24 protein-coding genes are annotated in these 25,410 nt (G+C 58.9%); 17 read left to right on the plus strand and 7 right to left on the minus strand.

Translation table 11 applies throughout. The annotated features are described in order from the left end of the window. Positions 1-4: 4 nt before the first annotated feature. Both grcA2 and L6990_RS07600 read right to left on the minus strand, forming a co-directional pair. Positions 5-256, minus strand: coding sequence for an autonomous glycyl radical cofactor GrcA2 (gene grcA2 / locus L6990_RS07595; RefSeq protein ID WP_237203484.1), 252 nt, complete (start codon positions 254-256; stop codon positions 5-7). A 67-nt stretch (positions 257-323) separates the two neighbouring features. Continuing rightward, positions 324-2,450 (minus strand): pyruvate formate lyase family protein, encoded by a 2,127-nt coding sequence (locus L6990_RS07600; RefSeq protein WP_237203485.1) that lies wholly within the window; start codon positions 2,448-2,450, stop codon positions 324-326. A 656-nt stretch (positions 2,451-3,106) separates the two neighbouring features. Between L6990_RS07600 and L6990_RS07605 the strand changes: the two genes are divergently transcribed. Continuing rightward, positions 3,107-4,453: a M50 family metallopeptidase gene (locus L6990_RS07605; protein ID WP_237203486.1), complete on the plus strand. Its 1,347-nt coding sequence runs from the start codon at positions 3,107-3,109 to the stop codon at positions 4,451-4,453. A gap of 3 nt (positions 4,454-4,456) precedes the next feature. Here L6990_RS07605 and L6990_RS07610 read toward each other — a convergent pair whose 3' ends face one another. Beyond that, complete coding sequence (locus tag L6990_RS07610; protein ID WP_237203487.1) at positions 4,457-5,128, minus strand: MOSC domain-containing protein; 672 nt, start codon at positions 5,126-5,128, stop codon at positions 4,457-4,459. A gap of 173 nt (positions 5,129-5,301) precedes the next feature. On the opposite strand from L6990_RS07610, the gene ispG reads away from it, so the two are divergent. The 5 genes from ispG to L6990_RS07635 all read left to right on the plus strand — a co-directional run bounded on the left by ispG (position 5,302) and on the right by L6990_RS07635 (position 12,076). Further along, the gene (gene ispG / locus L6990_RS07615) at positions 5,302-6,468 is read left to right on the plus strand and encodes a flavodoxin-dependent (E)-4-hydroxy-3-methylbut-2-enyl-diphosphate synthase (RefSeq protein WP_237203490.1); all 1,167 of its coding nucleotides are present in this window, start codon (positions 5,302-5,304) and stop codon (positions 6,466-6,468) included. 17 nt (positions 6,469-6,485) lie between these two features. After that, positions 6,486-7,628: a GNAT family N-acetyltransferase gene (locus L6990_RS07620; protein ID WP_237203493.1), complete on the plus strand. Its 1,143-nt coding sequence runs from the start codon at positions 6,486-6,488 to the stop codon at positions 7,626-7,628. A gap of 157 nt (positions 7,629-7,785) precedes the next feature. Continuing rightward, entirely contained in the window at positions 7,786-9,270 is a 1,485-nt protein-coding gene (locus L6990_RS07625) for a hypothetical protein (protein WP_237203494.1), read from the plus strand. Positions 9,271-9,407: 137 nt separating this feature from the next. Then, positions 9,408-11,207, plus strand: coding sequence for a proline--tRNA ligase (locus L6990_RS07630; protein ID WP_237203496.1), 1,800 nt, complete (start codon positions 9,408-9,410; stop codon positions 11,205-11,207). An 83-nt stretch (positions 11,208-11,290) separates the two neighbouring features. Further along, the gene (locus L6990_RS07635) at positions 11,291-12,076 is read left to right on the plus strand and encodes a TSUP family transporter (RefSeq protein WP_237203499.1); all 786 of its coding nucleotides are present in this window, start codon (positions 11,291-11,293) and stop codon (positions 12,074-12,076) included. On the opposite strand, the gene L6990_RS07640 is transcribed toward L6990_RS07635, so the two are convergent. Beyond that, positions 12,073-12,924 carry a hypothetical protein gene (locus tag L6990_RS07640; protein ID WP_237203500.1) on the minus strand — a complete coding sequence of 284 codons (852 nt, stop codon included), beginning with the start codon at positions 12,922-12,924 and terminating at the stop codon, positions 12,073-12,075. The genes L6990_RS07635 and L6990_RS07640 overlap by 4 nt on opposite strands. 135 nt (positions 12,925-13,059) lie before the next feature. Between L6990_RS07640 and rimP the strand changes: the two genes are divergently transcribed. The 9 genes from rimP (at position 13,060) to L6990_RS07680 (ending at position 22,182) form a co-directional block, all read left to right on the plus strand. Beyond that, a complete protein-coding gene (gene rimP / locus L6990_RS07645; RefSeq protein WP_237203502.1) occupies positions 13,060-13,665 on the plus strand; it encodes a ribosome maturation factor RimP in 606 nt (201 codons plus the stop codon). A 129-nt stretch (positions 13,666-13,794) separates the two neighbouring features. Next, complete coding sequence (nusA, locus tag L6990_RS07650) at positions 13,795-14,832, plus strand: transcription termination factor NusA (RefSeq protein ID WP_237203503.1); 1,038 nt, start codon at positions 13,795-13,797, stop codon at positions 14,830-14,832. 149 nt (positions 14,833-14,981) lie between these two features. Next, positions 14,982-15,227: a YlxR family protein gene (locus L6990_RS12010; protein WP_369127819.1), complete on the plus strand. Its 246-nt coding sequence runs from the start codon at positions 14,982-14,984 to the stop codon at positions 15,225-15,227. 232 nt (positions 15,228-15,459) lie between these two features. After that, the gene (gene infB / locus L6990_RS07655) at positions 15,460-18,321 is read left to right on the plus strand and encodes a translation initiation factor IF-2 (RefSeq protein ID WP_237203504.1); all 2,862 of its coding nucleotides are present in this window, start codon (positions 15,460-15,462) and stop codon (positions 18,319-18,321) included. A 274-nt stretch (positions 18,322-18,595) separates the two neighbouring features. Beyond that, positions 18,596-19,027 carry a 30S ribosome-binding factor RbfA gene (rbfA, locus tag L6990_RS07660; protein ID WP_237203506.1) on the plus strand — a complete coding sequence of 144 codons (432 nt, stop codon included), beginning with the start codon at positions 18,596-18,598 and terminating at the stop codon, positions 19,025-19,027. Between the two features lie 6 nt (positions 19,028-19,033). Beyond that, positions 19,034-20,134 carry a tRNA pseudouridine(55) synthase TruB gene (gene truB, locus L6990_RS07665; protein ID WP_237203507.1) on the plus strand — a complete coding sequence of 367 codons (1,101 nt, stop codon included), beginning with the start codon at positions 19,034-19,036 and terminating at the stop codon, positions 20,132-20,134. Then, the gene (locus L6990_RS07670; RefSeq protein ID WP_237203508.1) at positions 20,131-20,502 is read left to right on the plus strand and encodes a hypothetical protein; all 372 of its coding nucleotides are present in this window, start codon (positions 20,131-20,133) and stop codon (positions 20,500-20,502) included. Before truB ends, L6990_RS07670 begins: the two co-directional genes overlap by 4 nt. Before the next feature lie 226 nt (positions 20,503-20,728). Further along, positions 20,729-21,154, plus strand: coding sequence for a hypothetical protein (locus tag L6990_RS07675; protein ID WP_237203509.1), 426 nt, complete (start codon positions 20,729-20,731; stop codon positions 21,152-21,154). Positions 21,155-21,228: 74 nt separating this feature from the next. Continuing rightward, entirely contained in the window at positions 21,229-22,182 is a 954-nt protein-coding gene (locus tag L6990_RS07680; protein WP_237203510.1) for a bifunctional riboflavin kinase/FAD synthetase, read from the plus strand. Positions 22,183-22,403: 221 nt separating this feature from the next. Here L6990_RS07680 and L6990_RS07685 read toward each other — a convergent pair whose 3' ends face one another. From L6990_RS07685 to L6990_RS07695, 3 genes are read right to left on the minus strand one after another with little or no spacing between them, the layout of a single operon-like run. Further along, on the minus strand, positions 22,404-23,228 hold the full coding sequence (locus tag L6990_RS07685) for an aldo/keto reductase (RefSeq protein ID WP_237203511.1): 825 nt from the start codon (positions 23,226-23,228) through the stop codon (positions 22,404-22,406). A gap of 15 nt (positions 23,229-23,243) precedes the next feature. Next, complete coding sequence (gene mtnN / locus L6990_RS07690) at positions 23,244-23,987, minus strand: 5'-methylthioadenosine/S-adenosylhomocysteine nucleosidase (protein ID WP_237203516.1); 744 nt, start codon at positions 23,985-23,987, stop codon at positions 23,244-23,246. Continuing rightward, positions 23,984-24,451 (minus strand): S-ribosylhomocysteine lyase, encoded by a 468-nt coding sequence (locus L6990_RS07695; RefSeq protein ID WP_237203517.1) that lies wholly within the window; start codon positions 24,449-24,451, stop codon positions 23,984-23,986. Before L6990_RS07695 ends, mtnN begins: the two co-directional genes overlap by 4 nt. 189 nt (positions 24,452-24,640) lie before the next feature. On the opposite strand from L6990_RS07695, the gene L6990_RS07700 reads away from it, so the two are divergent. Then, the gene (locus L6990_RS07700) at positions 24,641-24,943 is read left to right on the plus strand and encodes a hypothetical protein (RefSeq protein WP_237203519.1); all 303 of its coding nucleotides are present in this window, start codon (positions 24,641-24,643) and stop codon (positions 24,941-24,943) included. After that, on the plus strand, positions 24,944-25,303 hold the full coding sequence (locus tag L6990_RS07705) for a hypothetical protein (protein WP_237203520.1): 360 nt from the start codon (positions 24,944-24,946) through the stop codon (positions 25,301-25,303). Positions 25,304-25,410 lie beyond the last annotated feature (107 nt).

A 25,410-nucleotide genomic window follows, 5' to 3' on the forward strand; every position in this document is an offset into this window, starting at 1 on the left:
CAGTTTATGCGCCGTGGTGGAAGGTGCGTGAGAGTACGTCCATCTGCTGTTCGCGGGTCAGACGAACAAAGTTCACAGCGTAACCTGAGACGCGTACGGTCAGGTTGGGGTAGTTATCGGGGTTCTCCATTGCGTCCTCGAGGGTTTCGCGGTTCAGAACGTTGATGTTGGCGTGGTAGAGGCCCTTGGGGGCGGTCTTTGCCTCGCGGTTAGCCTTCATTGATGCTAGGCGCTCTTCGTATGACTTTACTGCCATGGTGTTCTCCTTTGGGTGGGGTGTGGCGGTGCGCCGGGTGGTCCGGCGCACCGGTTGCTTGTAGCTTTTAGTCTTCTTCAGGGATGAAGCCGGCGTCAAGGATGCCGACCAGGTTTTTGACCTGTTCTTCCTTGGTGCGGCCCAGCGCGGTGGGGGTGATGGTGTTCGTCAGTGAGATGCCGTCCAAGGCGTCCTCGTAGTCCAGCTTGCCGACCGAGAGCATAGAAGCGACCATGCCGTGGGTATCCATACCGTTTTCGGGGTTGGCGCCGGGTGAGAACGGCTCGCCTGCGCGGTGACCGGAGGGGAAGCTACCGGTTGCCTTACCGTAGACCACGTTGGAGGTGATGGTCAGGACGGACTGGGTGGGGATCGCGTCACGGTAGAGGGGGATCGCCTTGATCTTCTCCATAACGGTGTGGACGATGGTTGCGGCGATGTCATCGGCGCGGTCATCATCGTTACCGTAGGCGGGGAAGGAACCCTCGGTGATGTAGTCAACGATCAGGCCGGTCTCATCACGCACGGGGGTGACCTTGGCGTACTTGATAGCTGCCAGTGAGTCGGCAACAATCGACAGACCTGCGATACCGCAACCCATGGCACGGATGATATCTGAATCGTGTAGTGCCATTTCGATGGACTCGTAGGCGTACTTGTCGTGGCTGTAGTGAATGATGTTCAGCGCCTCAACGTAGGTGCCGACCACCCAGTCCAGCATTTCTTCGTACTTAACCCAGACCTCGTCAAAGTCGAGAGGGCCGTCGCCGGTGATGGGCTCGTAGCCGGTCACAACCTGCTTGCCGGTCATTTCATCACGCCCGCCGTTCATAGCGTAGAGCAGTGCCTTAGCAGCGTTGACGCGAGCGCCGAAGAACTGCATCTGCTTGCCAATCTTCATGGGGGAGACACAGCAGGCGATAGCGACGTCGTCGCCCCACTGTTCGCGAATCTGGGGGTCTGACTCGTACTGGATTGAGGAGGTCTCAATGGAGATAGCGGAGCAGAATTCCTTATAGCCGTTGGGTAGCTCTTCATCCCAGAAAATGGTGATGTTGGGCTCGGGAGCAGGGCCAAGGTTACGCAGGGTCTGCAGCAGACGGAAGGAGGTCTTGGTAACCAGGGTACGGCCGTCAGCTGAGAAGCCGCCGTCTGACCAGGTTGCCCAGTAGGGGTCACCTGAGAAAATCTGATCGTAGTCGATGGTGCGCAGGAAACGGACGATACGCAGCTTGATCACCAGAGCGTCAATCATTTCCTGGGCGTCGGTCTCGGTGATGAGACCGGCCTGCAGGTCGCGCTCGAAGTAGACGTCCAAGAAGCCGGAGAGGCGACCGATGGACATCGCAGCGCCGTCCTGAGACTTGACCGAAGCTAGGTAAGCGAAGTAGGTCCACTGCACTGCTTCTTTGGCGTTGGTAGCGGGGCCTGAGATGTCGAAGCCGTACTTTTCAGCCATCTTCTTCAGGCGCTGCAGAGCACGAATCTGCTCTGAGTGCTCCTCGCGGTAGCGTGCCCAGTGCTCGCTGAAGCCCTTGCTCAGGGTTGCGTCCTTGGCGCGCTCCTTATCAGCAATGAGGTTATCAACGCCGTAGAGAGCTACACGGCGGTAGTCGCCGATGATGCGACCGCGGCCGTAAGCATCGGGCAGGCCGGTGATGATGTGTGAGGAGCGAGCCGCGCGAATGCGGGGGGTGTAGATGTCGAAGACAGCCTGGTTGTGGGTCTTGCGGTACTCGGTGAAGATCTTCTTGATGTCTTCGTTGGGTACCTTGCCAGCCTCACGGATAGCGGTCTCGACCATGCGCCAACCACCGTTGGGCATCATGGCGCGCTTGAGGGGCACGTCGGTCTGCAAGCCAACGCAGACGTTGTCGTCCTCGGAGATGTAACCAGCAGGGAAGGCGTCAATTTCGGCAGGGGTGTCGGTGTCAACATCGTAGACACGCTGCTTACGCTCAACCGAGAGGTATTTCTTCTCAAGGGTGTCCCAGACGCGCAGGGTCTTATCGGTGGGCCCAGCGAGGAACTCGGCATCACCTAGGTAGGGGGTGAAATTGTCGAGCACGAAGCCGCGAACGTCAACTTCATTCTGCCAAGCACCGGGAGTGAAACCCTCCCATGCCTTGGTCGACTGCTCATTGACGAATACGCCGTGGGCTGCAGAGCTTTCAGCTTGCACCTGTGCGGTCATGTGAACTTCTCCTTGTGAAGATTTCTATGGTTTGAACACACCCGTAGCGGGTGTTCCTTCATGAATAAGTCTGTCTTGAATAAGGGCTTAAATCAAATTTAGTACGGTATATGCTTAAATTATAGACCTTGAATAAATAAGATATATCACCTAGTCAAATCACGCTTGGTGGTTTTTAATGGCGAGGGGTAAGTGAGCTGTTCAACCCCATTCGCGCGGTTTGTTTCGCGTTCAAGGCGGTTTATGAAGTAAGTGTTTTTTTGACCTAAAAGTAAAGGTGCAAAACACTCAAAAGTTGGGGTTAGTTTCACCTCAACCCTTTTAGAACTTGAGTCGTAAAGTAAACCCAGCATTTCGGACGTATGCCCGCCTGCTGACCCTCTCGCTCTGGTTCGCAAGCTCACTAGAGCGATTCACGCCAGCCCCGAGCCAGCAGGCGGGCCATACGTCCGAAACGCTGGCTTGCGGCATCCGTCCATTAGGCGGGCTGTTTTCTCCAAACTTACTGTTGGCAAATTCAAAGCACCATCAGCTCACCAAGAGCGTCTAATCTCTAGCCGGTGGCGTAGGCTAAAAAGCTGGTATATCCCGACGCCACCCCAACTCGCCGACAAGAGAGGTGGGCCCCGGCGTCCTACCGAGATTCAAGGAGTTCTGTGGGTATTCTGCTCTTCATTCTGGGTGTTGTGCTGATGGCGCTCGCTATTGCCGTATCCATTGCCCTGCATGAGGTGGGGCACCTGCTGCCCGCCAAGCTCTTTGGGGTGCGGGTGCCGCAGTACATGATTGGTTTCGGTAAGACCATCTTCTCCTGGCGGCGCGGTGAAACGGAATACGGTTTCAAGGCGCTACCCCTGGGCGGCTACATCTCCATGATCGGCATGTACCCGCCGGGTCGGGAAAATCAGGGAGGTCGAGCCGGCGGAACCAGCCCTTTCCAGCAACTTGCCACCGATGCCCGCGAGGCGGACGCTGGACGCATCTTACCGGGGGATGAAAACCGTCTCTTTTACAAGCTGCCGGTCTACAAACGCATCATTATTATGCTGGGTGGGCCCACCATGAACCTGCTGATTGGGCTGATCTGTACCGCTATCTTGGTGACCGGCTTCGGCTCCTACCAGCCCACCGCAACCGTTAGTACGGTGTCCCAGTGCGTGCAGCAGGTGCGCGCTACCGACTCTAATAGCGCATCTGCAACTGAATGCGGCGCAGAAGACCCGGTATCGCCTGCCCTGAAAGCTGGCCTGCAACCGGGTGATGTGATTACCAGTTTTGACGGTGAACCTGTGACAGGCTGGGAGCAACTCAGCTCTATGATCCGCGACCGTGCAGACCAGACCGTGCCCGTCACCGTGCAGCGTGACGGTCAGGTGCAAGAACTGCAGATCACTCCTATACTGACCGTCCGCCCGGTGATGGATGAGTTATTAGGGACCTATACGGTGGATAGTGAGGGCAACCTAGAAACCGTTGATGTTGGTTTCATTGGTATCAGCCCCGAAACCGAGCTGACCCCTGGAACGGTAGGGGAGGTGCTGCCCACGGTTGGGCAGTCTCTTGAGCGAATCGGGGCTACCCTCATTAAGCTACCCGCCCGCGTCTACGGAGTGGCACAAACCCTGATCACCAACGGGGAGCGGGATATTAACAGCCCGGTTTCTGTGGTGGGAGTGGGGCGTATTGCTGGCGAAATTGCTGCTCATGACGAAATCATTGTGCGTGATAAGGCAGCTTCACTGGTTTCCCTGATTGCTCAAATGAATCTCATGCTCTTTGTCTTCAACCTGATACCCCTGCTACCTCTGGACGGCGGGCACGTGCTGGGCGCGCTCTGGGAGGGCTTCCGTCGTAAGACTGCCCGCCTGTTTGGGCGCAAGGATCCCGGCCCCTTTGACCCCGTGAAGTTGTTGCCCCTGACCTACCTGGTGGCAGGTTCCTTCTTGGTGATGACCGTTATTTTGGTGGCTGCTGATATCTTCAAGCCCATCAATGTTTTCTAGGAGCTAGCCCGTGATGCCCGCGAGCTTTTCAACCTTTGCCTGGTAGAAGGGCGGGTAACAGTTCGCTTCTGCTACGGTACGAGCTGCCTGCTTATCGCCCATGGCGGCGGTGAAAGCCGTGCCCAAGGTGACCCCGTGGGTGGGTGCGTCCATAAACTCCACGGTGTCGCCGGGGCTAACGGTGCCCGGGGTGATAACGCGCATATAGGCGCCGGCGTCCCCGCGGGCGGTGAAGGTTTTGACCCACCCGCGCTGATCTAGCCAGGTGGCGAAGGTGCGGCAGGGGGAGCGGGGCACACTCACCTCGAGCACTGCTGTTCCCACCTTAAAACGCTGGTTGAGCAGTACCTCAGCCCAGGTAATGCCTTCGGTAGTGAGGTTCTCACCAAAGTAGCCAGGGGTGAATTCTTGGCCCAGCTGCTCGCCCCAGTAGTCCAGCTCTTCGCGCGCATAGGCGTAGACCGCCTTGTGCTGACCGCCGTGGTGCTTGGTATCGCCGATGGTGTCACCTGCAACCCCGGAGCCATCGCCGTGGTTGGGCCCCGGCGTAAAGACCTCAATAGAAGGCTGTGCCACCTTGTTGATGCCGGTAATCTTCTGGGCCCTAGTCTGATAGGGCACAGGTTCTGCGAGATTAGTTGAGAGGACGCGGGGTAAGGGTGAGGTCTGTGTCATAGGGTTTAGTATAGGTGGGCGTCGCTCAATACGGAGGCTGAAAAGCACCATTTGAAGAGCCCTCTATGTGCGCTAGCTCAAGCGCCCCCAGCGCAGAAGCGTGGCAGAATATATAGTTGAGTAAACGTGTGCCACGGTTTGGCGCGCTGCTGAAAACCTTTTGGAGGATTATCTTGACCTCGGTCGCTCTTGGAATGCCCGCCGCACCGCCGCCCGTGCTGGCGCCGCGCCGCAAAACCCGTCAGTTCAAGGTAGGTAGCATAGGGGTAGGGTCAGAGTCACCCATCTCAGTGCAGTCTATGACCACCACCAAAACCTACGACATTGGCTCCACTCTGCAGCAGATTGCTGAGCTGACAGCGTCCGGCTGCGACATTGTGCGCGTGGCTTGTCCCACCGATAAGGACGCCGAGGCGCTGCCCATTATCGCCAAACAGTCACAGATTCCCGTGATCGCTGATATTCACTTCCAACCCAAGTACGTCTTCCAAGCGATTGAAGCCGGTTGCGGTGCTGTGCGCGTGAACCCCGGTAACATCCGCAAATTCGATGACCAGGTCAAGGAAATCGCTGCTGCAGCTAAGGATCACGGCACCTCCATCCGTATCGGTGTCAACGCTGGTTCGCTGGACCGCCGCTTGCTGGAAAAGTACGGTAAGGCAACCCCCGAGGCTCTGGTAGAGTCCGCTGTCTGGGAAGCCTCCCTCTTCGAGGAGCACGGCTTTAACGACTTCAAGATTTCCGTGAAGCACAACGACCCCGTCATTATGGTGGAGGCCTACCGTCAGCTGGCAGCTGCCGGTGACTGGCCCCTGCACCTGGGCGTGACCGAAGCTGGCCCGGCCTTCCAGGGCACCATCAAGAGTGCCACCGCTTTTGGCGCCCTGCTGTCTGAAGGTATTGGCGACACCATCCGTGTCTCCCTGTCAGCACCTCCTGTTGAAGAGGTCAAGGTTGGTTCGCAGATCCTTGAGTCACTCAACCTGCGCCCCCGCAAGCTCGATATCGTTTCCTGCCCCTCTTGCGGCCGCGCCCAGGTAGATGTGTGGGAACTGGCAGAGAACGTCAGCAAGGGCCTGGAAGGCATGAAGGTGCCCCTGCGCGTAGCCGTCATGGGCTGCGTAGTGAACGGCCCCGGCGAAGCCCGCGAAGCCGATCTTGGCGTTGCCTCCGGTAACGGTAAGGGCCAGATCTTCGTCAAGGGTGAGGTTATTAAGACCGTGCCCGAAGAGGACATCGTGCAGACCCTCATCGACGAGGCAAACCGCATTGCCCGCGAGATGGAGGAACGCGGCGAAATTGACCTCTCCGGTGACCCCACTGTTTCAGTGAGCAACTAGACCACCGCACACCCACCGTGTCAGTTTTATCAAAAATCCAGCGCAACGCTGCGGACGCCATCATACGCCCGCTAACCCTCGACGACCGGGACGAACTGGAAGCCCTGATTAGCACTGACCCGGTGGGTTTTCTATATGCTGCTGAGCACCTCAGCATTTTTGGCTTGCCTGCTCCCAGCACCCTCAATGCCCTCAAGGCCCCTCACGGATTTATCGGAGTATTTGCTCCCCGCCACGCCGCAACTGCTGAAGGCTCGCCTAAGGACGCCGCGCCGCCAGAACCAGCGGTAGCTGGGCGCCTGCCGCGGCGAGTGCTCAACGTGCTAGAGGGAATGTTTGCTAGAACCACAGAAGCCAGCGGCAGAACGCAGGGAAGCCACAGCGATGCTTCTTTACCTGGCTACGCCGAAACGGTGACACCTGACAACCGTGAACCCCGCTATGCCCTGGTGGGGGCCCTGTGGCTGGGGGCTAACTGTGTACCACTTGCTATTCCTGCTGAATATGAGCGCCAGGTGGCTCAGTATGTGCTGAGACATCACCGCAGAATCGGCTCTATCTTTGGGCGCCGTGAAGCGGTGATGGGGCTGTGGGAGTACCTGTCTCAGCGCATGCCCGCCCCTTTTGACGTGCGGGAAGACCAGCCTCTGCTGGAGCTCCCCGAGCACGTTGACCTGACCGAGCTCGCCGGTGGAGAACTGTACCGCCCCAACCTAAAAGCCCCGCAAATTACTGAGAAGGTGCGGTGGGCGCGCACCTCTGATCGACAAAGCCTGCTGCGTGCTTCGGTGGCCATGTTCACTGAAGAAGTGGGCTATGACCCCATGACCCGTGACCCCGCAGGGTACACCCGTCGTATCGATGACCTGACTCGCAGTGGCCGTACCCTGGTGGCTGTCAACGCTGAGGGGGTGGTGGTCTTCAAAACAGATTTGGGGCTGGCTCACGGAGATGCCTGCCAGCTGCAGGGCGTCTGGCTACATCCTGCCTATCGAGGCCGAGGTTTGGCACCAACCTTACTGGCGCAAGCCTCCGAGCTCATCCGCACTCGCTTTCCCCAGCTCTCCCTCTACGTTAACAGCTATAACACTGTTGCCAGGGCCTTATACCAGCGCACAGGCTGGGAACAGACAGGCACTTTCTCAACTATCCTGTTCTAAACCTAACAACAGGTGGAAAGTGCCCTATAAGTGGGGGCAGGTAATACCTCGTCATAGACAGAAAAAACGCTCTGACAAGCATATTCTTATAGATATGAGAGGCTTTAACCACCGCTAGAAGCAGTAGGGTCTCTTTGTTGATCAAGGATAGGGAACTATGAAAAACCTCTACGCTTACGCCACCTCCGCTGTGGCTACTGCAGCACTGATAGTAACGATGACCCCCGCCACGGCTCAAGCAGCCGAAGCCAGCCCCGCTCCGAAGTCCGGCATTGCCAGACTGTGGCTTAAAGACCCGGCTAAGTATGGCCAGCCCCTAAGCCCTGAAAAATGTTACCCCAACAAAACCTGTGCTCAGGACTTTGAAAATGCCACCATCACCTGGAATAAGAGGAACGGCGTGCGGGTGCTCAACGGTGCAGAGAACGCAGCAACCTTTAGGGCAGCGGGCGGCGCAGAGGTTTTTGGTGGCTTTGAAGGGGATGCTTGGAATCATGCCTACTGCGGCCCATCTGTTACCACTTATAACGGGCAGACCCGCTCGCTGATCGTCCTCGCAGGAGAGCATGCAGGTGCCTCACTGGATCTTAACAGCCCAGAAGCGGAACAGTGGAAAGCCGAGCGCGTGCAGACCGGCAACTGCTTCTACAAAGAAGAGACCCCTGAGCCTGCCAACCCCATCATCCCTATTACCCCGGATAACCCCAAAGACCCTGCAAAGAGCGATGTAGAAAACGCTTCCATCACTATTGACGCACTGGTTGCCTCTACCACCGACTTCCAGCCTACTGCGCCGGTTTCAGCCGTTACCCACCGTAGCGGTGTCTATTACTCGCAGGATTTCGGCAACAATATTTCAGCCCTTTATTCAGCCGAGCAGAACAAGGCTATCTGGATGAACACCAATGCAGTGGCTGAGTACCTCCTGGCACCGCAGGAGTACGGCCCCTACCTCTGGCAAACTCTGGTGAGTAATGAAGATGGTCAGCTGACTCTGCAGGCTCTTGTGATGCAGCACGCCCAGTTCAGTTACAACTGGGACGATTACGGCTTTATGCTTTATGCCCTGCCCGAGAACCAGGTGCTTCTTTCCCGCCCCCTATCTCTCGAGTGGCAGGGTGAAGACTACCTTATCTACCACGATGAATTGCCCGCACTCGTCAACGGTTTCCCCGATGACGTAGCAGGCCGCGTCTACGACGAGGCTCTGCCGGTCGATACAACCTTTGACTGGTCCCAAGCAGATTACTTGGGCCTGCCGGGTGTTCTGAACATCCGAGACGCTGAGGGTAACGACTGGTACATCAAAGCAACCAGTGACCAGAAGCCCCTACCGGGTGCTGTACCCGTCAAATCTAATATGTTGCTGGACAGCTACGGGCTGAGCGACCGGCCCCGTTTCTCTAGCTACAGTGAATGGGCTTACGGTGGAGACTACAAACTGTACGGCCCGCTGGCAATGCTGGGTGCCCCCGTGGGCGATGAAGTTCATAGTACAGACCCTGAGGGGGCCCCCATCGTGACTCAGGAATTCGAGGGTGGTACCGCCACCTGGTACAAGGGCACTGAGTGGTTGGGAGCTGACCTTAACGAACGTGGTCTTGCAAAGACTGAATGGTACAAATCATTGAACCTCCGCTAATCAAACGGTTGGGGAGTGGGCAGCACACATCGGGGGTGCTGCCCACAGCTCTAAGCGGTAAACTGGGAGTAGACTGTGCCTGCCTCGCCTGAGGCAGGCATCTCCAGACCACTTACAAGAAACGGAACAGCAGCACCTTGGTACAGCGCCTTTCTAACCTATTCCTGCGCACTCTGCGCGAAGACCCGGCTGATGCCGAAGTCGCCAGCCACAAACTGCTGGTGCGCGCCGGCTACATTCGCCGCGCCGCTCCCGGCATCTACTCCTGGCTACCCTTGGGCCTCAAGGTTCTCGCCAAGGTAGAGAACATTGTGCGCGAAGAAATGAATGCCATCGGCGCCCAGGAAGTTCACTTCCCTGCGCTGTTGCCCCGCGAACCCTACGAGGCAACCAACCGCTGGACCGAGTACGGCGATAACCTCTTCCGTCTGCAGGACCGCAAGGGCACCGATATGCTGCTTGCCCCTACTCACGAAGAGATGTTTACCCTGCTGGTTAAGGATCTTTACACCTCCTACAAGGACCTGCCGGTCTGCCTCTACCAGATTCAGACCAAGTACCGCGATGAAGCCCGCCCCCGCGCCGGTCTGCTGCGCGGCCGCGAATTTATCATGAAGGACTCCTACTCCTTCAACATCGATGACGCCGGTTTGGATGAGGCCTACCAGGCTCACCGCGCCGCCTACATCAAGATTTTCGAGCGTTTGGGCCTTGAAATTGTGATCGTAAAGGCTCAGTCCGGTGCTATGGGTGGCTCTCGCTCAGAAGAATTTTTGCACCCCACCCCCATCGGTGAGGACACCTTTGTGCGTTCAGCCGGTGGCTACGCAGCAAATGTTGAGGCTGTAACCACTGTGGTTCCTGAGCCCGTGGACGCTACCAATACCCCTGCCGCTATCGTGCTGGAGACCCCCGAGTCACCCACCATTGAAACTTTGGTAGACCAGTCCAACGCCCTGCACCCCAATGCGGATGGCGCCTGGACCGCTGCTGACACTCTCAAAAACGTCGTCGTTGCTGTCATCCTGCCGGACGGCGAGCGCAAGCTGGTCGCCATCGGTGTACCCGGTGACCGTGCCGTAGATATGGGCCGTGTTGAGGTTAACGTCGGCGCCCTGCTGGGTATTGGTGGCGAGGTTGAGGTTGAGGCTGCAACCGAAGAGGACTTCAAGAAGTTCCCCCAGCTGGTCAAGGGCTACATTGGCCCCGGCAACTCGCTGGACGCCAAGCTTCTGGGTGAGGAGTCTGCCACCGGCATTCCCTTCTACTTGGACCCCCGCGTAGTGCCCGGTTCTGCCTGGATTACCGGTGCTAATGAGGCCGGCAAGCACGTCTACTACCTGGTAGCGGGCCGCGACTTTGAAGCTGATGGCGTCATTGAGGCCTGTGAAGTGCGTGAGGGCGACCCCGCACCGGACGGCTCAGGTGAGCTGATGACCGCCCGCGGCATCGAGATGGGCCACATCTTCGCCCTGGGCACCAAGTACGCTGAGTCACTGGGCCTGAAGGTGTTGGACCAGAACGGCAAGCTGCAGACCGTAACCATGGGCTCCTACGGTGTGGGTGTCACCCGTGCGCTGGCTGCCGTTGCTGAGGGCAACCGCGATGACCGCGGTCTGATCTGGCCCCGCAACCTTGCACCGGCAGATGTGCATGTGGTGATGACCGGTAAGGGCACCGAGATTGTGGACGGTGCAGAGGCACTGGTTGCTGACCTTGAAGGCGCCGGTCTTGAGGTCATCTTTGATGACCGCCCCAAGGCGTCCCCCGGCGTTAAGTTCGGCGATGCTGAGCTGCTGGGCGTTCCCACCATTGTGGTGGTTGGGCGCGGCTTTGCCGATGGCAAGGTCGAGGTCAAGGACCGCCGCAGCGGTGAAGCTCGCGAGGTTGCTGTTGCCGATGCGGTCGCAGAAATCGTGGCTGAGGTTCGCGGCTAGAACTTAGCTGTACGTTAGGTTTGAGAGGTGGAAGGGGTACCCCTTCCACCTCTTAGCTTTTGGTGTGAAAGAACGGTGATGCGGTGCTGGGGCTTGAAGGATTAGATCTGCTGACCCTGAGTTTGCTGTTGCTGGCTGCTTTCGCGGCTGGCTGGGTGGACGCCGTGGTGGGTGGCGGCGGAATGATCCAGCTGCCCGCTCTGCTCATGGTGCCCGGGCTGACCCCGGTGCAGGCACTGGCAGCCAACAAGGTGGGCTCTGTCTTTGGCACGCTCACCAGTGCAGCCACCTACATACGCCGTGTGCCGGTGGATCGGCGTACGGTACTGCCCACCGCCGTCCTTGCTTTTGGCGCTAGCGTGATTGGTGCCCTGCTGGCAACGGTTCTGCCGGTGGGTCTTATCAAGCCGCTGATCATTTTTGCTCTAATCGGGGTGCTGATCTATACCCTGCTCAAGCCCAAGCTGGGGGAGTTGAGCCGCCCCAAACACACCGGTGCGCGCTTGCTGCTGACAAGTCTGGGAATTGGCGCGGTCATTGGTTTTTATGATGGAGTACTGGGCCCGGGCACCGGCTCTTTCTTGATGATTGCCATGATTTCACTGCTGGGCTATAGCTTCTTGCAGGCGACCGCTCACGCCAAAATCATTAATGCCGCAACCAACCTGGGCGCTATCCTGCTCTTTAGCCTGGGTGGGCACACTGTCTGGCTACTGGGGCTGGCGCTGGGGGCTGCCAATATGGCAGGTGGCTATCTGGGTGCTCGCACCGCCATAGCCCGCGGCAACGGTTTTATACGTGTGATGATGCTATGCGTGGTCAGCGCCCTGATTCTCAAGCTCAGCTACGACCTGCTCACCGGCGCCTAGCTGGAGCTGCCAGCGTCCAGCAGGGCTTTGACCAGCAGAATCTCTACCCGGTCAGCGTCCGCGGGCAGGGCAGAATCGCCGAGTGCAGCCTGCGCATTGGTGGCAATAGCTTCTAGGGAAGCGTCCAGCTGGGCGGAGGCGTCCGCCGGTTCAGCCAGAGGGTAGGACGCCGCCGGGGCTTGCAAGAGCCCCTCACAGCTCAAAACCGGGGAAAGCTCACCTTCAAGAGTTTCAGCAAACTCAGCCCGCTTTCCGGCAGCCTCGGCTACCTTGCCGTATTCCTGCCCGCCGCGGGCAGCATAAACCTCAGCAGTATAGCCCAGCTGACCCACCGCGTCCTGAAGATGAAGAACAGCCTCAGAAGCCGTGCCTTCTGCTGTTGCGGCAGGGGTCTCGCAGGCAAAGCCCTCCAAACCCTCTAGCCGCTGCTCTAGAGCGGGAGGGTAGTGACTTTCAACGAGACCATCAGTTGCTGCTCCCTGCCATACCCGCACCGCAGCCATGAGCGCGCGCTCGCGGTCAGCCGCAGTCTGCGCATTAAACCCGAGAGAGAGCAGCGCATCGAGACTCTGCTCCACCTGCTTATCGGAAGCCTCTGAGCCCTGAACGGCTTCTATGTCTCGGGCAGCCGGTGCCAAAGTCTCCAAAGATGCGGTGATCGCCGCACCCAGCTCGCCGTCCTCACCGGCTTCCTGCAGAGAAAGGAGCTGAGCTGCAATTGCGCTCTGAGTCGCAAGCTCTGCCCGGGTCTGATCACTCTGCTTCTGCGCTGCTAAGCCAACTGCGACCAGAGCAAGAAGTATCAGGGCCAGAAGAGCGGCAAAAATCTTGGGAAGAGAGCGGGGCATGGGCAACCTTGGGACGGCGGGAAGGACACACCCCATTCTGCCAGAAAGATCCATGCCCAGGCAGAGCTAACTGACCGGCCCCGGGATATCGGTTAGGGTAGAGAAGACGACAAACCGTGAAAGGTGAGAAAAGCTATGGCGAACGGCCCCAAGGCTTCAAAAAAGGACGCTCCTAATGCTCGCGAGCGCAGGGCAGCGGCCCGTGCCGCTGAGGGTATCTCAACCCCACCTGCTGCGTCCGGCGCTTTTCTTGTGCTGGATGAAGTGCGCGGTGCGATTGAGAAAGTGGTGACCGAAGACTTCAAGCTGGTGCTTGAAAAGGTCACAGCCCAGGGCAAGGGTGCTAACCGCACCCTTGAAATCGTGATTGATTACCCAGAAGACCGCACCGATGCTCTCTCGCTGGACACCATCGCTGAGGTTTCACAGGCAATTTCATCGGCGCTCGATGAAGCGAACGACGGTGAGGCTCCCTACATGTTAGAGGTCTCATCCCGCGGCGTCACCAGCCCGCTGACCGAAACCCGCCACTGGAAACGCTCGATTGATCGCCTGATTGATATCGCCGAAAAGGGCGGGGAGAACTACCTTGCCCGCCTCGATTCAGTGGGTGAAGAGGGCCCGGTCCTCCGCCGTAAAAAAGAAACCAAGAAGGGTCAGCCGGAGTCTTACCGCGATGCGCTTACCCTTCCTTGGGACGCGATTTCTGCCGCAAAGGTAGAAATTGAGTTTAACCGCTAGCTCCTAGTCGGTAGAATAGCTAGCAACGACGCATAACCTCTTTAGGCTGCACCCCTAGGGTGCACATACAACTTAGCGGGGCCGGGGTGTGAAAACGCCCCGGCGCCGTACTACATAGAAGGGCCCGCCATGGACATTGATTTGAGCAACCTTCGCCTGCTCGAAAAAGAGCGCGACATCTCGATTGACGACCTGATCCCCATGATCGAAAGTGCCCTTCTGCTGGCATACCAGAAGCAGCCCGGTGCAATCCGTGGTTCACGTGCAGAGATTGACCGTTCCAGCGGCATCGTTACCATCTGGGCTCCTGAGCTGGACGAGGACGACCAGCGCATCGGCGAATTTGACGACACCCCCAACAACTTTGGGCGCATCGCAGCATCAACCGCTCGTCAGATCATTCACCAGCGTCTGCGCGATGCTCAGGACTCCCAGGTTCTCGGCGAGTTTAAAGACCGTGAAGGCACCCTGGTTTCAGGTGTGATTCAGCAGGGCCCTAACCCCCGCATGATTCACGTTGACCTCGGCACCCTCGAAGCGGTCTTGCCGACCGCTGAGCAGGTACCCGGTGAGCGGTACACCCACAACACTCGTCTGCGCGCCTACATCCTAGAAGCCCGCCGCGGCCCCAAGGGCCCCTCCATCGTGCTTTCGCGTTCACACCCCAACCTGGTGCGCCGCCTCTTCGAGCACGAAGTGCCCGAAATTCAGGACGGCTCAGTTGAAATCATGGCAATCGCCCGTGAAGCTGGTCACCGCACCAAGATGGCAGTACGCGGCACCAAACCCGGCATCAACCCCAAGGGCTCTTGCATCGGCGAAATGGGCTCCCGCGTGCGCGCCGTCATGGGCGAACTGAACAACGAGAAGATCGACATCGTTGACTACTCGGACTCACCCGAGGAGTTCATCGCCGGAGCGCTCTCACCCTCCAAGGTCAGCGAAGTAACAGTGACTGACCGCAAAACTTTCTCAGCCCGCGCTATCGTGCCCGATGACCAACTCTCACTGGCTATTGGCAAGGAAGGGCAGAACGCCCGCCTGGCTGCTAAGCTCACCGGTTGGCGTATCGATATCATCGCTGAATCCAAGTATCGTGCCGCTCTATCGGCAGCTGAAGAAGCTGCAGCAGAGACCGAGACTGAAGCTTCGGATAGCGAGAGCTAACTAACATAGTTGCCGTTAGCCCCCGTAAGGGGGCTAAACTGGTCTTTGAGGTTATTAACAGAGAACCAGTGCGCCCACTCCCGCCCATCTGCTCTGTGTAGATGAGGCAGGCGGTAGCGTCCTGGGAACAGAACGAAAAGGAGGAGCGCATGCACACTCCTCTTCGTACCTGCATCGGCTGCCGCGCCACGGTTGCGCAGTCAGACCTCATTAGAATTGCAAAGGTTGATGGAGAGCCCCCGCGGCTCACCTTCGACCCGGCAAAAAATCACCCGGGCAGGGGAGCATGGCTCCACCACACCGAGGAATGTCTGGCGCTCGCAATCAAAAAGAATGCGTTCAGCAGGGCCCTTCGCACCCGGGTGCAGCCAAATGAACTGGTGATCACAGCATAGTGCTGCACACCGGTTCAGGGGTAAGACCCAGGCGAACCAAGAAAGTCAAACGAGTTTGACGGCTTACCTTGTAAGAAAGCGAGTCAGAAAACTGATGGAAACCCGATGAGTGCCGCATAATGAGTGCTTTTCTGTGCTCAGACACCGGCAACACCGCAGCTCACCATGAGCTGCCACCCCCAATAAACTGAAGGTTCGCGCCTGTTCTGGTGCGAATCAGAACAGGAGAAAAGTGGCTAAGCCCCGCGTTCACGAGATCGCTAAAGAACTCGGAATCCCCTCTAAAGAAGCAGTAGCAAAGCTGCAAGAACTTGGCGAATTCGTCAAGGGCGCTTCTTCAACCCTTGAAGCACCGGTTGTTAAAAAACTCCGCGCTGCCTTCCCCGATGCCAAGCCCGCTGAAGCACCCAAGGCAGAGGCTACCAAGCCCAGCGCTTCTAAGTCCGCAGCAGCAAAGCCCGGCGCCATGAAGCCCTCCGCGCCTAAGCCTGCCGCTAAGCCCGCTGATGCCCCTAAGTCAGAAGCTGAAAAGCCGGCACCTGCCGCTCCTAAGGCAGCAGAGCCTAAGGCTGAGACCAGCAAGCCTGCTGGCCCCCGCCCCGGCAACAACCCCTTCTCAACCTCACAGGGCATGCAGGCATCTGCTCCTAAGCCCGGTGCACCTAAGCCTGCAGCTCCCAAGCCCGCAGGAAAGCCAGGCCCCCGCCCCGGCAACAACCCCTTCTCAACCTCACAGGGCATGGGCAAGCGCGGTGAACGTCCGGAGCGTGGCGAGCGCGGTGAGGGCCGCACCGGTGGTCCCCGTCCCGCAGGTGGACGTAACCCCCGCGGCGGCGCACCCCGCCCCGCTGGTAACGGTGGCCCCCGTCCCGCAGGTGCAGACAACCGAGCACCCCGCCCCGCAGGCGGTCGCAACGCACGCCCTGCAGGTGCAGACAACCGTGCTCCCCGCCCCGCAGGCGGCGGTGCAGGTGGCAACCGCCCCTCACCCAACATGATGCCCACTAAGATGAGCGGCAACGTCGGTGCCCGCGGTGGCGCAGGCGCCCCCGCAGGTGGCGGCAACGGCCCCCGTCGCGGTGGCGGTGCCGGTGGCAACAGCGGCGGCGGTTTCAACCGTGGCCCCGGTCGCCCCGGTGGCGGCCCCGCAGGTCGCGGCAACGCACAGGGTGCATTCGGCCGCGGTGGCGGTAAGCGCAAGAAGGGCAAGACCAAGTCAGCTCTGCGTCGTGAAGAGCAGCTGCGTCAGCCTACCGTTGGTGGCGTCGCCGTACCTCACGGTGACGGTACTACCGAGATTCGCTTGCGCCGTGGCGCCTCTCTCATGGACTTCTCCGAGAAAATAGGCGCAAACGCAGCAGCACTGGTAACCGCTCTCATCCACCTGGGCGAAATGGCTACCCAGACCCAGTCACTGGACGAGGAGACCTTTGAGTTGCTCGGTGCCGAGCTCGGCTACGTCATCAAGATTGTTTCCCCCGAGGACGAAGAGCGCGAACTGCTCGAATCCTTCGACATCAACCTTGATGCTGAAGCCGAAGGTGAAGGCGACGACGTTCTCGAATTCCGCCCGCCCGTAGTGACCGTTATGGGTCACGTTGACCACGGTAAAACCCGCCTGCTCGATGCTGTGCGTAACACCAACGTCATCGACGGTGAAGCCGGCGGCATTACCCAGCACATCGGTGCTTATCAGATCCACACCGAGGTTGACGGCCAGGACCGTGCCCTGACCTTCATCGACACCCCCGGTCACGAAGCCTTCACCGCTATGCGTGCCCGTGGTGCCAAGGTCACCGACATCGCCATCCTGGTAGTTGCAGCGGACGACGGCGTCATGCCCCAGACCGTTGAAGCTCTGAACCACGCGCAGGCAGCAGAAGTGCCGATCGTGGTGGCAGTCAACAAGATCGATAAGGAGGGCGCTAACCCGGAGAAGATCCGCGGTCAGCTCACCGAATACGGTCTGGTTCCCGAAGAATACGGTGGCGACACCATGTTCGTTGACGTCTCAGCACGTCAGGGCCTCAACATCAACGAGCTTCTCGAAGCAGTCTGCCTCACCGCAGACGGCGCTCTGGAACTCAAGGCTAACCCCAACAAGGAAGCCCGTGGCGTTGCCATTGAAGCCAACCTGGACAAGGGCCGCGGTGCAGTTGCTACCGTACTCGTCCAGTCAGGTACCCTGCGCGTCGGTGACGCCATTGTCGCCGGTGCAGCTCACGGTCGTGTGCGCGCTATGTTTGACGAGAAGGGCACCAGCGTTGAAGAAGCTGGCCCCTCACGCCCCGTTCAGGTCCTGGGTCTGTCCACCGTGCCCCGCGCAGGTGACACCTTCTTGGCTACCGAAGAAGAGCGCACTGCTCGCCAGATCGCTGAAAAGCGTGAAGCAGCAGACCGCAACGCCCAGCTGGCTAAGCGCCGCAAGCGCGTCACCCTCGAATCCTTCGATGCCGCAGTGGCTGAAGGCAAGATGGACACCCTCAACCTGATCATCAAGGGCGACGTCTCCGGTGCTGTTGAAGCACTGGAAGAGTCCCTCATGAAGATTGAGGTTGGCGGCGACGAAGTTCAGCTGCGCGTCATCCACCGCGGCGTAGGTGCAATCACCCAGAACGACGTCAACCTGGCAACCGTCGATAACGCAGTGATCATCGGCTTCAACGTCCGCCCCGCAGAACGCGTGGCAGAACTGGCTGACCGTGAAGGCGTAGAAATGAAGTTCTACTCCGTCATCTACCGCGCCATCGAAGAGGTCGAAGCAGCCGTCAAGGGTATGCTCAAGCCCGAGTACGAAGAAGTTGAGCTCGGCTCAGCTGAAGTACGCGAGGTCTTCCGCTCCTCCAAGTGGGGCAACATCGCCGGTTCAATCGTCCGCAACGGCACCATCAAGCGAAACACCAACGCTCGCCTGGTCCGCGACGGCGCTGTGGTTGCAGACAACCTCAAGATTGAGTCACTGCGCCGCTTCAAGGACGACGCCACCGAGGTCCGCGAGGGCTTCGAATGTGGTATCGGTCTTGGGTCCTTCAACGACATCAAAGACGGCGACATCATCGAAACCTGGGAGATGCAGGAAAAGCCCCGCGTCTAAGCCCTACCTAAGGGCACCGGTGCCTAGCCCCAACGGTTAGGCACCCGATGATTGGGGGTGGGGTGGTCGCACAGCGGCCACCCCACCCCCAATAGAATTTATAGAGAACACGACTCAACGGCTTATCCGTGGGGAAATCGCTAGCAGGCCCTGTGCCTGTTAGCACCCTTAAACGCCAGCCCCGAGCCAGCTAACAGGCACAGTACCTGCTAGCTCTCAGCGGGTAGCCCGGCTCCTCATGGATTTACCGCAGACCTTTTCCAAGGAGAACATCATGGCTGATCCAGCCCGCGCCGCCCGGCTCGCTGACCGTATCAAGGTCATCGTCGCTCAGGCACTAGAACGCCGTATCAAAGACCCCCGCCTGGGGTTCATCACCGTCACCGACGCCCGCGTGACGAACGACCTTCAGCACGCCACCGTCTACTACACCGTATTCGGCGACGCCGAGGAGCAGAAGGCAACCGCCGCTGCCCTCGAAAGCGCCAAGGGGGTTCTGCGCTCAGAGGTCGGTAAGAACATCACCGCCCGTCTGACCCCCACCCTCACCTTCGTCCCTGATGAGGTGCCGGTCAACGCTGCCCACATCGAGGACCTGCTGCGCAAGACCAAGGAACGCGACGCCGAAATCGCAGCCACCGCCGAGGGAGCTGACTACGTAGCAGGGGCGGATGCCTACAAGACTGAAGAAGACGACGAAGCGTAAATAAACGTGGCGAAGAAAAGTGCGACCGGCCCATCGGGGCTCATTGTTGTTGATAAACCCGCAGGGATGACCAGCCACGACGTGGTGTCAAAAATGCGGTGGATTGCTGGCACCCGCAAAGTAGGCCATGCAGGCACGCTAGACCCGATGGCAACCGGTGTACTTATTCTGGGCGTCAATAAGGCGACTAAGCTACTGACCTGGGTGGTGGGGGAGACCAAGACCTACACCACCATCATGCGACTGGGCCTGGGCACCGTCACCGACGATGCTGAAGGCGATATCACAGAGGTTGCCAGCGCAGCTGCTGTTGAGGCTATCACTGAGGACATGATTGCTGAGCAGGTAGCGAAGCTTACCGGCGCAATCGAGCAGGTACCCTCGTCCGTTTCAGCTATCAAGGTCAACGGTGTTCGCTCCTACGCCCGGGTGCGTTCGGGCGAAGATGTTCAGCTTGATGCCCGCCCCATCACCGTGCACAGGTTTGAGGTTCACTCGGTGACCCCACAGACCGTGCAGGTAGACCGCGTGCTTGAAACCGATGAGGACGGCGCACCCACTGCGACCGAGACCGTCACCGCCAATGTGCTTGACGTCGCCGCGACCGTCACCTGCTCTGCCGGTACCTACATCCGTGCCCTGGCACGCGACCTGGGCGCGGCTCTGGGCGTTGGCGCCCACCTGACCCAACTGCGACGCACCGCCATCGGTGAAATTTCCGTGGAGGATGCCTATAGCCTGGATACCCTCATCGCGGGGCGGGAAGCCGAACAAGCTGTACCCCTGCTGCCCATCGAAGAAGCAGCTCGCAGGCTCTTTAGCGAATGCCAACTCACTGCAAGCGAGGCAACTAACCTATCGAACGGCAGGCGTATCAGCCCAAGCCCTGTGACTACTGAGGACGCCCCGGCGTCCACATCAGACCCCAAACAAACCGGTAGCAAAGGCGGGCACGACAAACCCACCACCGCCGGTATCAGCGCCGCCTTCGCTCCTGACGGTACTCTGGTGGCACTGACCGAGAACACCCGCTGGAAACGCGAGGACGTTGCCGCCCCCATCCTGGTCTTCGAATCAGGCAAAACCTTTGAGGAGAACCCCGCATGATCGCTGGCCTTGACCTCTGGTTCTGGGCATGCCTAGTGCTCTCAACCCTCAGCTTCGCCATCTGCGTTTTTCAATTTTTGCGCGGTGCTGCCCCCGATGACTTCTCCCAAGGCTCCGTCCTCGTACTTGAAGCCTTCCTGGTTGTCTACCTGGTCGGTTCCATCATCATGCAGACCCTTACTGACGGGCCCAGCGGCGACTGGCTGGAATACTACGGCTATCTCATCACCGCCATGATCATCCCAGCCGGCACCTTCATCTGGTCGCTCACCGAACGTAGCCGCTGGTCCACCCTGGTCCTCGGCCTGACCGGGCCAGTACTTATTATCATGGTGCACCGCATGAACATGCTCTGGTACTACTACTAAAATCAGGTGCTAGGTAAGCCCAGCGTGGGAGCGGCAGAACCCCCGTAGCCGACTGGCTGGGATGAGCGACAATTTCCGCGAAGCGAAATAGAAATTGTTGTGAATCAGCTGAGCTTGCGAAGCTTTATGAATCGCTTGTGAGCGCTAGCGAACCAGCGAGAAGGTCTGTCGGCGAGTGCGTTTTGCCACGATCAGTATCCTAAACCCAGCTTTGCAGAGGAAAATAATGGAACAGCCACTTAAACAGAATGCTAAAGAGAAGACCAGCGGGTTCGGCCGCCTCCTCGTAGTGATCTACGCGGTCTTCACCCTCTCAGCGGGCGCGCGCTCCCTCTACCAGGTCATTCGCAAGTTTGACGAGGCGCCGCTGTCCATCACGCTCTCGGCTATCTCAGCCCTGATTTACCTGGTTGCGACCATCGCCCTCGCCAAGAAGGGGGAGGGGGCCTGGAAAGTATCCCTGGTGGCGGTTGGCATCGAGATGGCAGGCGTCATCTTGGTGGGTATCTTCAGCTACATCCAGCCCCAGCACTTCGAACTTGCCTCGGTGTGGTCCCACTTCGGCTCCGGCTACGGCTACATCCCCCTCGTCCTACCCATGGTGGGGCTCTGGTGGCTGTTCAAAACTAAGCCCGGGCGGGTCACCGCGTAACCCAGGCACTGCGTGTGCGGGCCAACAGCAAACCGCGTATCATAGACACGAGCAAGACACCCTCAAGGAGTACCGTGAAGCGCTATACCGACCTTTCCCAGGTCCCAGCCGGCTTTGGCCCCACCGTGGTCACCATCGGCAACTTCGATGGCGTACACATCGGCCACCAAAAGGTGCTCTCAACCCTGGCAGAGACTGCTCAGCACCACGGCCTCACCTCCGTCGCCGTCTCTTTTGACCCCCACCCTGCCGTGGTCCACAACCCCGCCGGGCAACACGTGGAAATCATGGACCAGGATTCCCGCCAGCACATCATGGACTCCCTCGGCATCGATGTCTACCTGCTCCTTCACTACAACCTGGACTTCGCAGCCCAGAGCCCCGATGAGTTTGTGCGCCGCACCTTTGTTGAAGCGCTCAACGCCCGCTACGTCGTCATCGGCGACGACGTCCGCTTCGGAGCTGGTAACTCCGGGGACCTCAACACCATGAAAGAACTCGGCCAACAGTACGGGTTTGACGTCATCGTGGTTGAGGACCTCCTAGCAGACGGCACCCACCGCTGTTCATCCACCGGCATCCGCTCCCTACTCACCGAGGGCAAAGTTGCCCAAGCCGCTGAAATTCTGGGCCGAAACCACTTCATGCAGGGCGAAGTAGTCCACGGTGCAGCCCGCGGCCGCGAACTCGGTTTCCCCACCGCCAACATGGACGTCAACTCCACCGGCCTCGTGCCTGCAGACGGCGTCTACGCCGGCTGGCTCACCGACGAGGCAGGCACCCGCCACCCCGTCGCTATCTCCGTGGGCACCAACCCCACCTTCGAAGGAATCACCTGCCGCCAGGTCGAAGCACACGTCATTGGGCGCCCCCAAGAAGCAGTAGAAGCCTTCAACCTCTACGGCCAACACATCACCCTCGAATTCGTAGACTACCTGCGCGGCATGGTCGCCTACACCGGTGTTGAGGCGCTCATCGAACAGATGAACCTGGATGTCGCCCGCGCCTCCGAAATCCTCGGTGTCTAGGTTCGACCTTACCCAGTAAATTTTCAATGGGTAACGAGGCTCAGGCCCGCTGCTGACCCTCTTGCCTTGGTTCGCAAGCTCACGAAGGCAATTCACGCCAGCCCCGAGCCAGCAGGCGAGCCTGAGCCCCGAACCCATTTCCTCCGGGAATTCACCAAAAAGTCGCCCCGCGCATCCTCAGAGAGGACGGCCGGAGCGACTGTTTCACTTAAAGAAGGTTTTTACATTTCTTCGTGGGTGTTGGGGTCAAAGCCCCTGCCCACGCCCGCTTCGAGGGCGGTAATGGCGTCCATCTGCTCGTCCGTCAACTCCCAGTTGAAAACATCCAGATTAGCTTCCATCCGCTCGGTGTTAGAGGACTTCGGAATGGGAAGGTAGCTGTTCTGCACCTCCCAGCGCAGAATCACCTGCGCCACGCTCTTACCAACCTCCGCAGCGACACCTGCCAACGCGGCGTCCTTGAGCAGATCGGTCTTGCGCCCCAGGGGCGACCAGCACTGAGTCAGGATCGCATGATCAGTGTTATAAGCAGCCCAATCCTTCTTCTGGGAGTATGGGTGCAGCTCAATCTGGTTGATCGCCGGGGTTACACCGGTTTCCTCTATCAGACGGTCAATGTGCTCCGGGAGGAAGTTAGAGACACCAATGCTTTTGACGGTGCCCTCCTCCTGCAGCTTGATGAGCGCTCGCCAGGTATCCACGTAGAGGTTCTGGGAAGGGTTGGGCCAGTGAATCAGGTAGGCATCCAGATAGTCCAGACCCATACGTTCCAGGGTCCCCTCGATGGAACGCATGGCACCTTCATAGCCGTGATCACGCCCGGGCAGCTTGGACTGCACGAAAATATCGCCACGGTCGGTACCTGAGCGCAGCACGCCGCGGCCCACGCCGGTCTCATTTTCGTAATTAACGGCAGTGTCGATTAGGCGGTAGCCGCGAGCAATAGCCTCAGAAACTGCCACCTCAGCCTGAGCGTCAGTCATGGGGTAAGTGCCCAGGCCCAGCTGGGGGATTTCGTTGCCGTCGCGCAAGGTGTGCTTATTCATAGTGTCTCTCTTTTCCTAGGCGGGGGTATTAATGAGGGCTGTTACGAGTTGGGCGCTTCGCGCAGCGACGATGGGGGCGTCCATATGGAAGTCCTGGTCAGCGGCCGGGCCGCACAGATCAGAGACGCCGCGCACCGAGATAAAGGGCAGATTGCGAGAAACGCAGATCTGGGCCAGCGCTGTGGTTTCCATGTCGGTGGACAGTGCCTCGGGGAAGATCTCGCGGGTGTTCTTAACGTTGTGGGCGGTAACGAAGGAGCCACCTGCCAGCATGGTGCCATAACGCACCTGGCCTTCACCGGTGTAGACCTGTGCCGCAGCCTGCGCCTGCTCCAGCAACGACTCGCTGGCCTGGTAGCGTGCGGGCATACCGGGCACCTGCCCGTACTCATAGCCAAAGGCGGTGGCGTCCGCGTCAGTGTAGGTGTAGTCGGCGCCGACCACGATGTCACCCACGTTGATGCTGGTATGCAGGCCACCGGCGGTGCCAGCTGAGAGGACGGCGGCGGGGTGGGAAACCAGGCCCAGTGCAGTGGTGAGCGCGGTAGCCGCATTGACCAGACCAATTTTTGAGCGGACCAGCAGAACCGGCTGGGTGGTACCTGCGGTATTTAGGGTGCGGGGGTAGAACTGGGCGGCGCCCACGCCGAAATCGTCGGCGGCGGGTTCGGTCAGTTCAAGGAAGGGTGCAGCTTCTTCGTCCATAGCCACCTGAACGATGACCGCGGTGGCGAATTCCTGGGGTAGCAAGGAATTCATGAGGCCATGACCTCTTCCCACTCATCCTTGCGGTCCAGGAAGGCTGCGACGGCTGTCTGCGCTTCTTCGAGGGAGTGGTTAGCACCCCAACCGCACTGCACCTCGTTAGCTGCAGGCACTTCGGTGGCGTCCAGAAGATCCTGCATGGTGGCTGCGAGAATCGGCGTGAAGTCTGCGGGCTCGATCCCCAGAGTGAGGGCGTAGAAGCCGGTCTGGCAGCCCATAGGGGAGAAGTCGATGAGCGCGTCGGTATGGTTGCGCATGTGGTGGGCGGTCATGTGCTCGATGGAGTGCACAGCCTTCATGCCCAGGTGCCCCTTGTTGGGCTGGGTGAAGCGCACATCGTACTTGATGAGGGTATCCCCGCCGGGTAGCTCCTTACGCCCTGCTACGCGAACATAGGGGGCAGCAACTTTGGTGTGGTCCAGGTCGAAGGACTCCACATTGGTTTTCTGTTTTTCCACTGATTTCATCTATCTGTGCGGTGGGTTAGTTTGTCTGCTTACCATTCTTTCGTATCTAGTGGCAGGACGCTAGCCGAGAGCGGGTTTCTGGCAGGGAGTTTTCGGGTAACCCCCAGGCCTACCTAGCTACATATGGGCTGACGGAGGGGTAATCTGGAATCTGACCCCGCTGTATCGAAGGAGAACCTCATGAACGTTTTGATCCCCACCGCTGCTGCCGCTGCCGGCCTGACGGGTGGCTATAAGGTAGCCCGCCTCACCGAGGTGCGTGCCTTAGGTGGTGTTGCCCTGGCCGCCGGTGGCGTAGCTGCCTTCAAAGGGTGGCAGGAAAACGCAGGAACCTGCACCGCTGCGGCCTTGACCGCTGTCTACCTGGGCGGCTTCGGCTACTCCCACGTGTTGCACAAGAAGATTGGCCCCTGGCCCGCTGTCTGCGCCGTCACCGGTGCTACTGTGCTGGCTTCTCTAGCTTTCGGGCGCGAAAAGAAATGAGTGCCTAACGCTATGCGTAGCCAGTGGATAAAACACTTTCGTGACGATGACCATGAACTACTAGGCTGGATTGAACCGGTAGGTCAGGTGTTTCACGTCTTTAACCTTTTGGGGCAAAAAGTTCTTGTGACTGAGGACTGGTTCGAGGCTGAGACAGCCCTCGATGATCTGGGAATCAGCTATTTGGCGGATAACTACACATTGAAGCTTGATGATGGCCATAAAGAGGTTGTTCTGGTGAGCGTTAGTCCCGATGGCATCACTGCAAAAACCAATAACTACAACGACATCACAGCCGATCAAGAATTCTTTGACCTGCCTTTTCCAGCACCGTCCACCTTGCAGCCAGCCAAAGCATAGTTACGGATTGCGAGTTAGCTTATATTCAACTCGAATCATGGGAGTGAGCTACCGCCGTCCCCTGTGTTTTCGGGCGCGGAAAGAAATAGCGCACCTCTGACAAAAGT

Source organism: Rothia endophytica (assembly GCF_928381505.1).
GTDB lineage: Bacteria > Actinomycetota > Actinomycetes > Actinomycetales > Micrococcaceae > Rothia > Rothia endophytica_A.